Source organism: Paenibacillus terrae HPL-003, from assembly GCF_000235585.1.
Lineage (GTDB): Bacteria > Bacillota > Bacilli > Paenibacillales > Paenibacillaceae > Paenibacillus > Paenibacillus terrae_B.
On record NC_016641.1, the window covers coordinates 2,295,943 to 2,309,468 of the forward strand.

Annotated in this window: 12 protein-coding genes; 9 read left to right on the forward strand and 3 right to left on the reverse strand. The window is 40.4% G+C overall.

What is annotated here, in order from left to right:
• The first annotated feature begins 74 nt into the window (after positions 1 to 74).
• Positions 75 to 1,919: a beta-glucoside-specific PTS transporter subunit IIABC gene (locus HPL003_RS10530; protein ID WP_014279616.1), complete on the forward strand. Its 1,845-nt coding sequence runs from the start codon at positions 75 to 77 to the stop codon at positions 1,917 to 1,919.
• Positions 1,920 to 2,064: 145 nt separating this feature from the next.
• Here the strand turns inward: HPL003_RS10530 and HPL003_RS10535 are convergent, their stop codons facing one another.
• Positions 2,065 to 2,943, reverse strand: coding sequence for a LysR family transcriptional regulator (locus tag HPL003_RS10535; protein WP_014279617.1), 879 nt, complete (start codon positions 2,941 to 2,943; stop codon positions 2,065 to 2,067).
• A gap of 577 nt (positions 2,944 to 3,520) precedes the next feature.
• Between HPL003_RS10535 and HPL003_RS10540 the strand changes: the two genes are divergently transcribed.
• The gene (locus HPL003_RS10540) at positions 3,521 to 3,910 is read left to right on the forward strand and encodes a tautomerase family protein (protein WP_014279619.1); all 390 of its coding nucleotides are present in this window, start codon (positions 3,521 to 3,523) and stop codon (positions 3,908 to 3,910) included.
• Between the two features lie 34 nt (positions 3,911 to 3,944).
• The gene (locus HPL003_RS10545; RefSeq protein WP_014279620.1) at positions 3,945 to 4,802 is read left to right on the forward strand and encodes an alpha/beta fold hydrolase; all 858 of its coding nucleotides are present in this window, start codon (positions 3,945 to 3,947) and stop codon (positions 4,800 to 4,802) included.
• A 368-nt stretch (positions 4,803 to 5,170) separates the two neighbouring features.
• On the opposite strand, the gene HPL003_RS10550 is transcribed toward HPL003_RS10545, so the two are convergent.
• A complete protein-coding gene (locus HPL003_RS10550; RefSeq protein ID WP_014279621.1) occupies positions 5,171 to 5,602 on the reverse strand; it encodes a MarR family winged helix-turn-helix transcriptional regulator in 432 nt (143 codons plus the stop codon).
• A 157-nt stretch (positions 5,603 to 5,759) separates the two neighbouring features.
• On the opposite strand from HPL003_RS10550, the gene HPL003_RS10555 reads away from it, so the two are divergent.
• Positions 5,760 to 7,070: an amidohydrolase family protein gene (locus HPL003_RS10555; RefSeq protein ID WP_014279622.1), complete on the forward strand. Its 1,311-nt coding sequence runs from the start codon at positions 5,760 to 5,762 to the stop codon at positions 7,068 to 7,070.
• Positions 7,071 to 7,254: 184 nt separating this feature from the next.
• On the opposite strand, the gene HPL003_RS10560 is transcribed toward HPL003_RS10555, so the two are convergent.
• Positions 7,255 to 9,162 carry a BglG family transcription antiterminator gene (locus HPL003_RS10560; RefSeq protein WP_014279623.1) on the reverse strand — a complete coding sequence of 636 codons (1,908 nt, stop codon included), beginning with the start codon at positions 9,160 to 9,162 and terminating at the stop codon, positions 7,255 to 7,257.
• A 286-nt stretch (positions 9,163 to 9,448) separates the two neighbouring features.
• Here HPL003_RS10560 and HPL003_RS10565 point away from each other — a divergent pair, with 286 nt between their 5' ends.
• The 5 genes from HPL003_RS10565 to HPL003_RS10585 are packed head-to-tail and all read left to right on the forward strand — an operon-like array spanning position 9,449 to position 13,486.
• Positions 9,449 to 9,775: a PTS sugar transporter subunit IIB gene (locus HPL003_RS10565; RefSeq protein ID WP_014279624.1), complete on the forward strand. Its 327-nt coding sequence runs from the start codon at positions 9,449 to 9,451 to the stop codon at positions 9,773 to 9,775.
• Between the two features lie 14 nt (positions 9,776 to 9,789).
• Positions 9,790 to 11,022, forward strand: a complete 1,233-nt coding sequence (locus HPL003_RS10570; RefSeq protein ID WP_014279625.1) for a PTS sugar transporter subunit IIC — start codon at positions 9,790 to 9,792, stop codon at positions 11,020 to 11,022.
• 20 nt (positions 11,023 to 11,042) lie between these two features.
• Positions 11,043 to 11,390 (forward strand): PTS lactose/cellobiose transporter subunit IIA, encoded by a 348-nt coding sequence (locus HPL003_RS10575; protein WP_014279626.1) that lies wholly within the window; start codon positions 11,043 to 11,045, stop codon positions 11,388 to 11,390.
• 18 nt (positions 11,391 to 11,408) lie between these two features.
• A complete protein-coding gene (locus HPL003_RS10580; RefSeq protein WP_014279627.1) occupies positions 11,409 to 12,848 on the forward strand; it encodes a glycoside hydrolase family 1 protein in 1,440 nt (479 codons plus the stop codon).
• The gene (locus tag HPL003_RS10585) at positions 12,845 to 13,486 is read left to right on the forward strand and encodes a YczE/YyaS/YitT family protein (RefSeq protein ID WP_014279628.1); all 642 of its coding nucleotides are present in this window, start codon (positions 12,845 to 12,847) and stop codon (positions 13,484 to 13,486) included. The genes HPL003_RS10580 and HPL003_RS10585 overlap by 4 nt, the downstream gene beginning before the upstream one ends.
• Positions 13,487 to 13,526 lie beyond the last annotated feature (40 nt).

A 13,526-nucleotide genomic window follows, 5' to 3' on the forward strand; every position in this document is an offset into this window, starting at 1 on the left:
CGGATCATTTTGTGTCATCCCAGTCACACGACACTTGCAAGAATGATCCGGGCATTTAACCAGGAGGGATAACAATGAGTTATAAAAAAATGTCAAAGGACATTCTCGACGGCGTGGGTGGTAAAGAAAACGTCAATGCGGTTTGGCATTGTGCTACAAGATTGCGGTTCAAACTAAATGATGCTAGTGCTGCTGATACCAAAAAGATTGAAAACACAGATGGGGTCATAACGGTTGTTAATAGTGCTGGGCAGTATCAGGTAGTCGTTGGTAACTCTGTAGCTCAAGTCTATGAGGAGCTAACTTCGTTACCTGGAATGGCTGTACATGCTTCTGCCAATACTGAAAGCGCTTCAGAAAGCGATGGAAGGAAATTTAATCCTATTAGCCAATTAATGGACTTTGTTTCTGCTGTATTCACACCATTTCTTGGAGCCCTAGCTGGATCGGGAATTTTAAAAGGGATTCTGGCCTTAGTCACAACTTTGCATTGGTTGTCGACTGATAGTGGTGCGTATAAAGTTTGGAATGCAGCAAGTGATGCCATTTTCTACTTCTTGCCAATATTCTTGGCATTTACAGCGGCCAAAAAGCTAAAAGTTAATCAATTCGTAGCCGTATCGTTGGCCGGCGCACTGATTCATCCATCCTTGGTGGAAATTGTGTCCAACTCCCAGACGATTGATTTCTTTGGTATACCAATTGTTCCAATTACGTATACTGCATCTGTATTTCCTATATTGTTATCGATATGGGGGCTTTCCTACTTGGAACCTGTGTTGAATAGATTCTTTCCCGAATCGATTCGTAACATGTTAACCCCTTTGGTTTCGTTAGTGATCATGTTGCCTTTAACTTTGGCTTTGATTGGGCCATTAGGAACTAAGATCAGTGATCTGCTCGCCTGGGTTTTGTTAGCGATTTATGGTTTTTCGCCGCTACTCGCCGGGTTGATCTTGGGTGCTTTCCATCAATCCATCGTAATGTTAGGAGTCCATTGGGCGTTGATTACGCTAATGATCAATAATGTTGCTAACCAAGGATACGATCAATGGTTGCCTATCGTATGTGCAGCTGTACTTTCCCAAGCTGGCGCAGCTCTCGGTGTATTTTTGAAAACTAGAGACCCCAAAATTAAAGGGCTTTCGGGCTCAGCAGCAATCTCAGCTATTTTTGGAATTACGGAACCTGCAATCTACGGTGTAACCCTAAAATTAAAGCGTCCATTCTACTGCGCAATGATTGCCGCGGGTATTGGAGGCGCTGTTATTGGTTCTTTTGAGGTGCACGCATCCACATTTACATTCCCAAGTTTGTTAGCCATTCCAACATATCTAGGGCAAGGTTTCCTTGGGGAAGTTATTGGACTGATTATTGCCTTTTTTGGAGCGGCCATTTTAACGTTTTTCTTCGGTGTGTCTAATAAGACTGTGACAAATTCTACAGAGATTCAAGCAAATCCGAATGAAGTTATGATGGCTGTGGAGGGGCAAATTGTACCTTTAACCAATGTAAACGACGAAGTGTTTGCTTCTGAGGCGATGGGGAAAGGGGCAGGGATTGTCCCAATCAATGGAACCGTTACAGCGCCTGTTAATGGTACGGTAAGCAGTGTCTACAAAACTGGCCATGCAATCGGCATTGTATCTGATTCCGGGATAGAACTTTTGATTCATATCGGCATTAATACCGTGAAATTAAAGGGACAACATTTCAACCCGTTGGTGAAGGAAAATGACCAAATTAAAATGGGCGACAAATTGGTCGAGTTTGATTTGGAACAAATCAAAGCTTCGGGATATGATCCTACAGTAATGGTTATTATTACGAATTCAACAAATTATCAAGTACAAGTGAATTTAGATGACTCAAATTCAAAACAGCTATTTCATGTTACTCCTATAAAATCTCAAAATTAACATTTGTAAATTATCGCCGTTTTAACTTTTGATATTCCAAATACTATCAACACACCTCTTTGCTTGTAGATGAAAGACTCAGCGTCTTCACTACACTGCTGAAGAGGTGTCTTATTTTGAATTCATTATGACTTTTGTTTGAGGTTCATGATTTTTCAGTGACAATGTTCTTCACTTCGTCCAAAAAGGCTGATAACGCTGACGTAATAAGGGTATCTTTTCGCTTAACAAACATCGTAGTTACAGAGGAATGTTTAGCCGGTAATGGATGGCTGGTTACCTTCCCACGAACTTCATAATCAGCAATTATGGACAAAGGCAGTAAAGTAATACCCAAGCCAGCACTGACACAAGCAAGTATCGTTTCAAGGGTCCCAAATTCCATTAATTTTACAGGTAATAATCCCTCTTCTTGTAAGAGAGAATTTAGTTTTGCACGGTATGAGCATCCTTTAGGGAAGACTAGCATTGTATGATTTTGTAGATCATGGATAGATGTCATTACAGGATGTTGTGATGAAGTTACAAGAACGAGTGTCTCCTCAATTACTTTCTTTTGCAGTAATTCAGGATGTTCAATTGGACCCGAAACAAAAGCTCCATGCAGTTCATATCGAAGAACTGCGTGAAGTAACTTTTCGGTGGGTCCAGTAATTAATGAAAAATCTACTTTCGGATATTTCAAATGATATTGAGCTAAAGCAGTAGGTAACCGTACAGCTGCTGTTGTTTCCAATGAACCAATAATAAGAGGACCTGAAGGAGTAGAAGAGTTCCCTACTGCTGCTCGGGCTTCATTAATCGTATTAAATATTTTTTCGGTATATGATACCAAAACTTGTCCAGAGGGAGTAAGAGTAATTCCCTTTTTGTGACGATAAAATAAGGATGTCTGTAGATCTGCCTCTAACTGTTGGATCTTGTGTGTAACATTTGATTGAGCATAGTTTAATTTCTTAGCGGTTTTCGAAATACTACCCTCATGAGCTGCTTGAATGAATACCTCTAATAGATGAATATCCACAAAATAACCTCCATTGAAATCTCAAGTATCTGAAATTATGATATATAACATCTGATTTTTGGATTATACATGATAGATAAACTCGATGTAAACTAAAAAGTGAGGGAGAGCAAATATGGTACTAATGGGATCTGCTGCTTCTTAAGAGATTAGAAAGCTGAATCAGGCATCGTTTGCTATAACTTTTTTTCCGATCATTAGTATTACATTTGGTTTAGTTTCTGAGCATCATATCCAAAAAGCTAAATCGTTAGGTATAAAAAATCATAAGTAAAGCAACAACTGTAAACGAAGCAACCCAAGCTGTGAAGCGAGGATGTAATAGTTGCTCAAGGCAGTGAAGCAGGGGGGCATCGAGGCACCTTTGATCCATCATCCAAGCCCCTCGGTGCAGACATTGGAACGATGGCACTTGTTCCACAGATTGTCAATGGGCAGGCCAAGATACAAGAATGCTTACAGCTAATCAATCTGCAGGCGATATTGTTAACCAATCGTAGAAGAGGCTAGAAATATCATGCTTTAATGTAACAGATGATCATGGTCGAAAAATATAAAAAAAGAGGAGACGATTCTTTTGCCATTGGTTCATTTTGATTTAATTGAAGGTAGAGATAAAGAGAGTATTAAACGGTTATTAGATGTTTCACATGAAGTAATAGTTGAAGCTTTTGACGTTCCAGAGCGAGACCGATATCAGATTGTTCATGAACACTCAGCTTATCAAATGATTATTGAAGATACTGGATTGGAAATTAACCGCACGGATAATCTTGTCGTTTTAACAATCATCAGCAAAGCTAGACCAAATGACAAAAAGGAAAAGCTTTATTCTTTATTAGCAGAGAGATTGGAGAAGCACTGTGGCATATCTCCTCATGATGTAATGGTGAGTATTGTAGAAAATGGCGAAGCAGATTGGAGCTTCGGACTGGGTGAAGCACAATTTTTAAATGGTAAATTATAGAAAATGTGAATATACATTAGAAAGGTTGTTACCAATGAAGACTTATCATAATGTTGAAGTAAATGGAATCGAAATATTTTATCGGCAAGCTGGAAATCCAGATAAACCTGTTATTGTATTGCTTCATGGTTTTCCAAGTGCAAGCCATATGTTTAGGGATCTCATGCCGGTATTAGAAGAAGACTTTTTTTTAATCGCTCCTGATTATCCGGGTTTTGGGAATTCATCATCACCTGACCGAACTGATTTTCAATATACATTTGAGAATATAACCCATATAATTGATTGTTTTATTTCTAAGCTTAAGCTTACTAAATATGCATTATATGTATTTGATTATGGAGCACCAATTGGATTTCGTATTGCAATGCGAAACCCAGAACGTATAACAGCAATAATAAGCCAAAATGGTAACGTGTATCGTGAAGGATTAGGTGCAAAATGGGCGGCAAGAGAAGAATTTTGGCGTAATCCAACTCATGAAAAGAGAGAAAGTTATAGAATTGCCTTTGCCCCAGAAACCATAAGGAAACAGTATATTGATGGAACCAAAGATAATAGGGTCTCTCCAGACGGCTATATTCTTGATAGTGCATATATGTCCCGACCCGGGAATGGCGAAAAACAATTGGATTTAATATACGACTACCAAACTAATGTGAAGATGTATCCACGTTTTCAACAATATCTCCAACAATATCAGCCTGCTCTATTAGCTGTTTGGGGGGAAAATGATGTTTCATTTATTCCTGCAGGTGCGGTAGCTTTCAAAAAAGATCTACCGGATTCGGAAATTCACTTATTAGATACAGGACATTTTGCTTTGGAAACCCATGCTAAAGAAATAGGAGAATTAATGATAAATTTTTTTGAATATAACGAGATACGGTAGTTTGAGGACTCGACAAAAACGATTAATGTCATGTTGAAAGTTCGGGACTATAGAGGCAAGACTCAGAGAAAGTAACATAGGGGAAGACCGGAGAAGTTAGGTAACCCTTCAGCTATCGTTGGATAATAACCGTCTTATCAAATCCTTTTTCCGTAATGACTTCAATGGCCGCGTTTAAAATGAGATTGTATTTCCCGTCAGTTGTCTACAGACAATAAAGTTGTGTACTAAATATTAATGAAACATAACAAAAATATGTTTCTTAGTAAAAACAAAAGCCTGATGAACAAGTGTCATCAGGCTTTTGCTAAAATCAGGGGACGGCTACTTTGGTTCAAATAGAGAGCGGTATTATGGGTAAAGAAATATTAGTATAAGCGTTCATTAATTCTGATCAACAATTCCTTCAAGGTTTGCTTCTCCTCTTCGGTAAGGACTTGAACGATTTCGTCCTCCACCTTTTGGAAGGAGTCATTAAAGTCTTCAATCAATTCAACGGCCTTTGGTAAAACATAAATATTTTTTTGCCGTTCATTATTGGCTGGGATTTTACGCTCGATAAATCCTCTTTGCTCAAGACCTTGAAGCACACTTGTAATGCTAGCCCCGCGCAGATGAAACCGATCAGCAAGATCCCTCTGAATCAATCCAGTCTCTTGATTCTCGTAGATATACAAAATTATTTTTCCTTGTTGAGCGTTTAATCCTAACTCTTTTATGCTACCGTCCGCTTTTTTCTTTAACTTAAGGCCAATAACCTGAAACAAATCCAGATAAGGCGTATACTTGTGAGGCTTCATGATCGTACCTCCCCATATTGTTAGAAAACTAACTGTAAGTAAATAAACTATACAGAGATCCAGCTTTCGTGTCAAACGAAGATTAGTTTGTTGACAGTTAGATATCTAACAGTTATACTCCGAATTGTTTAACAGCAAACACTTGGGAGGAATTCAAATGGAGAAGGTAGCTCAAAATGCTGCGTTAGAACAAGTTACGGCGATTACAAATGTACGTATCTTTGATGGAGACCAAATTATTACCCCCAGATATGTTGTCATTAAAGGGGAGTCCATTATTTCAGTGGGTGGAGACATTCCGGCCGATGCAACGATTATCGATGGAGAAAATGCGACTCTACTGCCTGGTCTGATTGATGCACATGTCCATACCTCAATCGGAGGATTACGAGATGCCTTAAAATTCGGCGTTACAACAGAACTCGAAATGAACGGCGATTTTGCTAAAAGAGGGCGCGAGATTCAGTTAAAAAATGTGAATGACGTCGCAGACGTCCGTTCTGCTGGCATAGCGATCACCGCTCCGGGCGGACACCCAGATGAATTACTGCCGGATGGAGATGAAATACCGGAATTCGTATTAAAGGAACTAGAGAAGTTATCGAAGGAAGACCGGGAAACGATGTTGGCTGCATACGCTCACGATCACGAAGAAATACCACAAGTGACGACGGTGGAAGAGGCGATTAAACATGTGCATACTCAAGTGGAAAATGGAGCCGACTATATTAAGATCATGATTGAAGAAGGTACGGTCATGGGTGCACCTGGCCTACCTGTACTAAGCGACGAGATTCTGAAAACAGCCGTGACAGAAGCCCACAAGTTCGATAAGTTGGTCATCGCCCACGTCTTGACGGCTCGTTCATCGCAGGAAGCCATCGATTTTGGAGTCGACGGTTTGGGCCACTTGTTTATCGACAGACCCGAGTACACGTCCGAGTTAGTGAAATCCATAGCGAGTTCAGGTGCTTTTGTTATACCGTGCTTGGTGTTGAATTCATCTATTATTGGAAATCCGGCATCAGAATTGGCGAATGATCCGCGTGTTCATTCCAAATTAAGTCTGGATTGGATCGATATCTTGAACTCCAGTTTCAATACGTTTCCACAAGGCAATATGGAGAACAGCTTTAAGAATGTGATGGACCTACACCGTGCCGGAGTTAATATTCTGGTAGGGACGGATGTCGCTCCGGTTCCCATTTCGAATCTTGGCGGCCTCGCTCATGGAGCCAGCGTCCATCATGAAATGCAATTGCTGGTGAAGGCCGGGTTCACTCCGATAGAAGCGCTTCAGTCGGCTACCTCGAAACCAGCCCGTTGCTTTGGTCTTATTGATCGCGGCCGTATTGCCGAGGGTGCGCGCGCTGACCTTATACTAGTAAACGGTGATCCGATAACTTACATCTCGGATACCTTGTCCATTAAAGCCGTATGGTTCAAAGGTGTACAGAAACTAAACTAATCATTTTACTCTTGTAATAATATGTTATATGTAATGAAAACATTTTTGTGGCAGGGCACTCTACTTCGAAGAGTGCCCTGCTGTTCGTCTTTGTAATTAAAAATTTTTCCGTTAGCTTAATCGCGCGTTGCCAGTTGAATGATTGTCGTTCATTGTAGGGAAAGGCAAAAATAGTGTCAACAAATTATTCCCAGCAGGCGATTAATTGATTGATAAAATCATTGAAATGATCGAGGGATGACAATAAATTCACATGTTTATCGTCCGTCAATATGGTGGCGAGCGCATCGAATATGTCGCGGAATATTTTTCGATCCTCCCCGCTGACGGTGATTAATAAAACTATTTTCACGGTAGAGTGATCCCATTTGATGCCATTCGGATTCAAATAAATGAACATGCCCGTTTTGCTGGATTCCATTTTGATCGCATGAGGAAGGGCCACTTGTCCGAACGCGGTAGAGGACATTGCTTCCCGTTCCATAATTTTGGTAAAAAAATTTTCGTTCGTATAACCATCCCGGTTCATGGTGTCACAGATAAACCGTAAAATGTCCTCTTTCCCGGACTTTGCCGTGGAGTGGCAGAAATGTCTTTCGTCCAAAAAAGATTTCAGATGGAGCTTAAATTGATTTTTCTTTTTTTGCTCTTTTAATTCAAATATTTTATTCGATACTTTTTCCCGATCACTTTCTATAAAAAACGGGGTGATCACGACATAGGGTACTTCCGGAATCTTATGCAATTGGGCAGAAGAAATAATAAAATCACTTGTTACATAATTCAAATCGCTCTCATCGGTTACAATCGAATGAATCGATATATCATCGCCAAAATACTGCTGTAATTTATTGATGATTTGCACATTCATATTGTAGTAAAGCGGAAACAGCACCGTGCACGAGATTTTTACGTTCGATTGCCGTTGTAATTCAATAGCATACCCCAGGTGAAAAGCCAAATAGGCAATTTCATCATCGCTAATGATATAACCGGTTTTTTCTTTAATCACATGTGAAGCATGAACAGCGCAATCATAAATGAGCGGGCATTCTCTTTTGATCGTGTTCGTTAATGGATTTTTCGTTGAATGATGATTTTTTAATCTCATCAAAAGGTTTTTTACATGCAGCGTAAAACGCGTAATAAAATCAGAATCGGCAATACTGATATAGTAATACTTATCCAGGTCAATGGCTATTTCACTGACCAAATCAATGCAGTCTTTGCCGGCGATATTTTCCAGGTCGCTTACTTCAATTTGCGTAAAGTTAACATTGGTCGCATTACACGAAATTAAGATCGCCAAATCGGTGATTTCTTCTTCTGGATAGGTTACATGAAAATACGATTCTAATTTAAAAGCGATATCTTTGGCGATTAAATATGCGGTGTTGTCGACGTTATAATTCACGGTCTTATTTAAAAACTGAAAATCATGTTTCATTCTGTCCAATGCAATGGTGATGTGGATGATCACATTGGTTAAATAATAATCATTCGTAAAAAAGTGATGAGCCGAAAAGGTTTCAACGACGACTTCCCGAATGTAATCGATATTTAACTCTTTATAAAATCCTTTGATTTTATCGATATCAATAAAACTTCCGTTGGCCTCCTCGTACAAAATGCTGCTCATTAGCTTGCGCTTATCTTTTTCCTTTCCTTGCAGCCCAACATGATCTTTAACCAAACTCAGCTCCAGGTTGTTTTTGGCAAGCTTGTCCTTGATCAGCTTCAGATCCAGTCTAAGTGTTGACTCGCTGATAAACAGAGCGTCGCTTAAATCGTAAATGCAAATGGGCTCATTGGTTTGCACCAGTTTTTTCAGAATATAAGCTATTCTTTCGGGTTGGGTTTGCGGGATTGCTTTTTGTTCACTTGCCAGAAACATATTTACTTTATCCGTATCGACTTTATAACCTTTATTCGACGACAGGATTAACCCCTGGTGAATAGCATTGATCTCACTTATATAAGATTTGATGGTGCGTTTGGACACGTCGTTTTTGTCCGCTAAACTTTTCGATGAAATCCAATCATCACTTTTTTCGGTTAAATATTGAATCAAATCAATATACTGCGTTTTCATTTAGAATACCTCGCTTTAAAATGTTGCACCATAGGGGTGCAGTTTTTTATTTGAGCCCGTTTTGGGGTTTGTATTATAGTTTGGTTGTAACAAAGATAGCGCTATCATTTCAAAATTATAAGAAAAACTTCTATCGATGTACAGTCACAGAAGACAGACCGCGTTCAGCGGAATCTTTTCTTGCGATTAAAGAAAGCTTCAGCTCCGCTGAAAACTTATTCTTTCTTCAATCTAAGGAAAAACTTCTATCGATGTACAGTCACAAAAAAAAGCAAGGAGGATTACCATGGCAAATTCAAGCGAAATGTTACATGTGTTGTTAGTCTGCGGGTCCGGAGCAAGTTCCGGTTTTATGGCTGCCAATATTCGCAAGGCCGCTAAAAAGAGAAACTTGAATATGGATATCAAAGCTAGAGGGGAAGCGGAAATTGAGAATTATATCCAAGATATCGATGCTTTGTTGGTTGGTCCCCACTTGGCTTATATCGTTGATGAAATCGAAGAGCTTACCAAAGATGTTCATGTCAAAGTGCTCTTAATGAAGCCTTCTTATTATTCCACTTTAGATGGGGAAGCCGCTTTAGATGATCTGCTGCGTGAGTTGAACAGTTAAAGGGGATAGCCAAAATGAACAAATTAATAGAATGGCTGAAAAACGACTTCTCTCCGAAAATGAATAAAGTCAATAACAATGTATGGGTAATCACACTTAAGGATTCTGTCATGCAACTATTGCCTTTTATTCTTTTAGGATCGGTATTTTGTCTTCTGACTATACCTGGAGATGTGTATCATATCAAAAACTACCCTGATTTTTGGGTTCCGTTCGGATGGACGATGGGCATGCTTTCGCTGTTGGTTTCTTTCCTGATTCCGTTTAATTTGATGGAAAAGAAGAAGTTAAGAAAACAGCGCTTTATTGCCGGATGTACAAGCCTGGTTACTTTTTTGATCATCGTAACTCCTCAAGTCGTAAAGGACGGTACGGTTGGTTTTACTCATAGTTCTTTGGGCACCGGAGGCATGTTCGTTGCCATCATCGCCGCTATGATTACCGGTTATATCATGGGGCTGTTCGGAAAATTCTCCTTTTTCAAAGAAGATTCCGTCATCCCGGACTTTGTCAGATCCTGGTTTGATTCCATGCTTCCCATTGGGGTGACTATCGTTCTGGCCTGGGTGTTGGTCGATCTCGTTCATATTGATATATACAACATCATTTTAAATATTTTTATGCCGTTGGCCAACGTGGTAGAGACACCTTGGGGATTCATGTTAATTCTGTTTATCAGCTGTTTCTTGTATTCCATGGGGATTTCCAGTTGGATTTTGACCCCTGTCACCAAGCCGATTTTTCTGGCGGCCATTATGGCAAACGCTACCGCGGGGGCGCATAATATCGTAACGGCCGAAACGATTTATTCGGCATACTTGTGGGTGGGTGGTGTGGCCTGTACATTGCCGCTGGCCATTATGCATCTGCTTTCTAAAAGCACCAAGCTAAAAGCGCTAGGACGCGCATGTTTGGTACCTTCTATCTTTAATATCAACGAGCCTTTAGTGTTTGGTTCAATCGTATGGAATCCCATTATGATGATGCCTATGTGGATCAATGGTTTAATTTTACCGTTGATCGTTTGGATCGGAACCAAAGTCATTCACTTTGGCCCCATCCCGAAAGTGGTTTTCGATATGTGGTACGTTCCTTTTCCGATTTCCACGTGGATTACAACGGGAACCATTACAGGCATTATCCTGATGTTAATCGTCGTCGCGGTAGCCACGATGATTTGGTATCCATTTTTCAAAGCCTACGAAAAACAAGAACTTGAAAAAGAATTGCCGCAAACCACCAATTAATCTGTTAAGGAGACTTTATTATGACTTCGGAACAAGTAGCCCAAGAGGCGATGCAAATCATTTTGCACGCAGGGGAAGCAAGAAAACATTGTACGGATGCATTAAAGGATATTGAAAAAAGCAACTTTGATGAGGCTAAGGAGAAAATGAAATTAGCCAACGCGGAAATTGTCATCGCTCATCGCGTGCAAACGAATTGTATCCAAAAAGAAACGGAAGGAGCAAAAGGAGAGTACTCCGTTTTATTTGCCCATGCGCAAGATACGCTCATGACGGTCTATAGTGAAATTAATATTGCCAAGCGGTTAATTGATATTTTCGAGAGCTTGAACCAGAGATTGATCCAACTGGAAATGACTAATAAATAAAGAGAGGAAGTAATCAAAATGAAGAACATTCCAACAGGATTCCCATCCGATTTTTTATGGGGGGGAGCGGTTGCCGCCAACCAATTAGAAGGTGCTTACAATGTTGACGGAAAAGGGTTAAGCGTAGCGGATATTAATGAATATTTGGATGGTATTCCTTTAGATAAGAAGTCGAATTTGGAGCTGACTACGGACTATATTAAAGAAGCCATTCAAAGCGAAGGTCGTATTTTCCCGAAACGTTGGGGAATTGATTTCTATCACACCTATAAAGAAGACTTGAAAATGTTAGGGGAACTGGGACTCAAGACCTTCCGCACCTCGATTAACTGGACAAGAATTTTTCCGAATGGCGACGAAGCTCAGCCTAATGAAGCAGGCTTGAAATTTTATGATGACCTGATCGACGAGATTATAGCGAACGGCATGGAGCCGATGATCACCCTGTCCCATTATGAAATGCCACTTCATTTAACGACGGCTTATAAAGGGTGGTACTCCAGAGAATTGATTGATTTATTTGTCCGCTTCGGCCAAGTGGTTTTTGACCGGTATCATAAAAAAGTGAAATATTGGATTATTGTTAATCAAATCAATTTGATTGATCATGAATCCTTCAACCACCTGGGCATTGCGGAGGATGTCGTGGAGGATTTGGCCTCCGCCAAATACCAAGCCTTGCATCATGAATTTGTTGCCTGCGGCCTGATCACGAAATATGCCAAAAGTCTGGATCCAAATTTGCAAATCGGGATGATGCTGTGTGGGGGACCGGCTTATCCGGCTACCTGCCGGCCGGAAGACATCTTTGCCACCGTGCGCAGAAATCAGATGGAGTACTTTTTCTCCGATATTCTGCTTCGCGGATATTACCCGGGTTATGCTTTCCGTTATTTCGCTGACAACAACATCACTGTCGAATTTGCAGAGGGCGATGAAGAGGCACTGAAAAATACGGCGGACTTTATGTCCTTCTCCTACTACTATACCCGCATTTATGATGCGGAAAGCATGAAAAACAAAACGGGACCTTACCGCAATACCGAACTTCCGGCCAACCCTTGGGGATGGACCATTGATCCGATCGGTCTGCGCACTTTTCTCAACCTGTTCTATGACCGGTATCAGTGCCCTATTTATATCACGGAAAACGGGATCGGTTACCATGACACCTTGGAAGAAGACGGATCCATCCATGATTCCTATCGAGTTGACTATTACCGGGCCCATATTGAGCAAATGAAAGAGGCCATTAAAGACGGGGTGGATTTAAGAGGTTATTATGCTTGGGGCCCAATCGATATTATTAGCTGTTCTTCCTCGGAAATGAGCAAACGCTATGGATTTATTTACGTCGACCAGGATGATCGTGGCAACGGTAGTAAAAAGCGCCTCAAAAAAGACAGTTTTTCTTGGATGCAAAAAGTGATCGCTTCTAATGGAGAAAATCTGGATTGAGGTTGCATATATACCCGGCTTTTGCGAAATGTATCGGTCGATTGGTTATTGTGGCCGTTGCCACCCTGTTGAGCGCTCTAGCCGTCAATTTATTTATCGAGTGCAATATAGGGTCCGATACATTAACGGTTTTATTGGATGGATTGCATAAAAGTCTCGGAGTTAGTATCGGTCTTGCAAGCTTTTGCATAAGTATTGTTTTTCTCGCTGCGGGTCTTTTGTTAAATCATAAATCAATTGGTTTTTCTTCCATCATGTATTCCTTTTTGATAGGACCCTTGATTAATTGGTTTCATCCATTTATTGTCAATATGGAGCTGGCGGATTTATCGCTATTCAACAAAATTGTCATCGTCATCCTAGCTAACTTTTGTTTCTCCATGACTTATGTGTTGTTGATGAATTTTGGCAATGGAATGTACGCGATAGACGCTGTTTTGCGGTATACGGAGTCAAGATTCGGGTTAAGGTACGATATCGGCAGGATCGGCGTAGATGCCGTCTTTTTAAGCGCCGGATTCTTTTTCGGGGGGATCGTGGGGATCGGAACGGTGATCGCCTTTGTTTTAACAGGACCGGGAACCATGCTGCTTGAAAAGATGCTATTTAAATTTGGAAGACTATATAAGTTGAATTAAAGAAAGAGCAATTTATATAGAAAGAGGGATAGAAACTATG

Excerpts from the sequence above, each read along its gene's own strand:
- HPL003_RS10555 (WP_014279622.1), top strand. The coding sequence starts at position 5,760 with ATGGAGAAGGTAGCTCAAAATGCTGCGTTAGAACAAGTTACGGCGATT.
- HPL003_RS10550 (WP_014279621.1), bottom strand. The coding sequence starts at position 5,602 with ATGAAGCCTCACAAGTATACGCCTTATCTGGATTTGTTTCAGGTTATT.
- HPL003_RS10545 (WP_014279620.1), top strand. The coding sequence starts at position 3,945 with ATGAAGACTTATCATAATGTTGAAGTAAATGGAATCGAAATATTTTAT.
- HPL003_RS10565 (WP_014279624.1), top strand. The coding sequence starts at position 9,449 with ATGGCAAATTCAAGCGAAATGTTACATGTGTTGTTAGTCTGCGGGTCC.
- HPL003_RS10575 (WP_014279626.1), top strand. The coding sequence starts at position 11,043 with ATGACTTCGGAACAAGTAGCCCAAGAGGCGATGCAAATCATTTTGCAC.
- HPL003_RS10530 (WP_014279616.1), top strand. The coding sequence starts at position 75 with ATGAGTTATAAAAAAATGTCAAAGGACATTCTCGACGGCGTGGGTGGT.
- HPL003_RS10560 (WP_014279623.1), bottom strand. The coding sequence starts at position 9,162 with ATGAAAACGCAGTATATTGATTTGATTCAATATTTAACCGAAAAAAGT.
- HPL003_RS10580 (WP_014279627.1), top strand. The coding sequence starts at position 11,409 with ATGAAGAACATTCCAACAGGATTCCCATCCGATTTTTTATGGGGGGGA.
- HPL003_RS10570 (WP_014279625.1), top strand. The coding sequence starts at position 9,790 with ATGAACAAATTAATAGAATGGCTGAAAAACGACTTCTCTCCGAAAATG.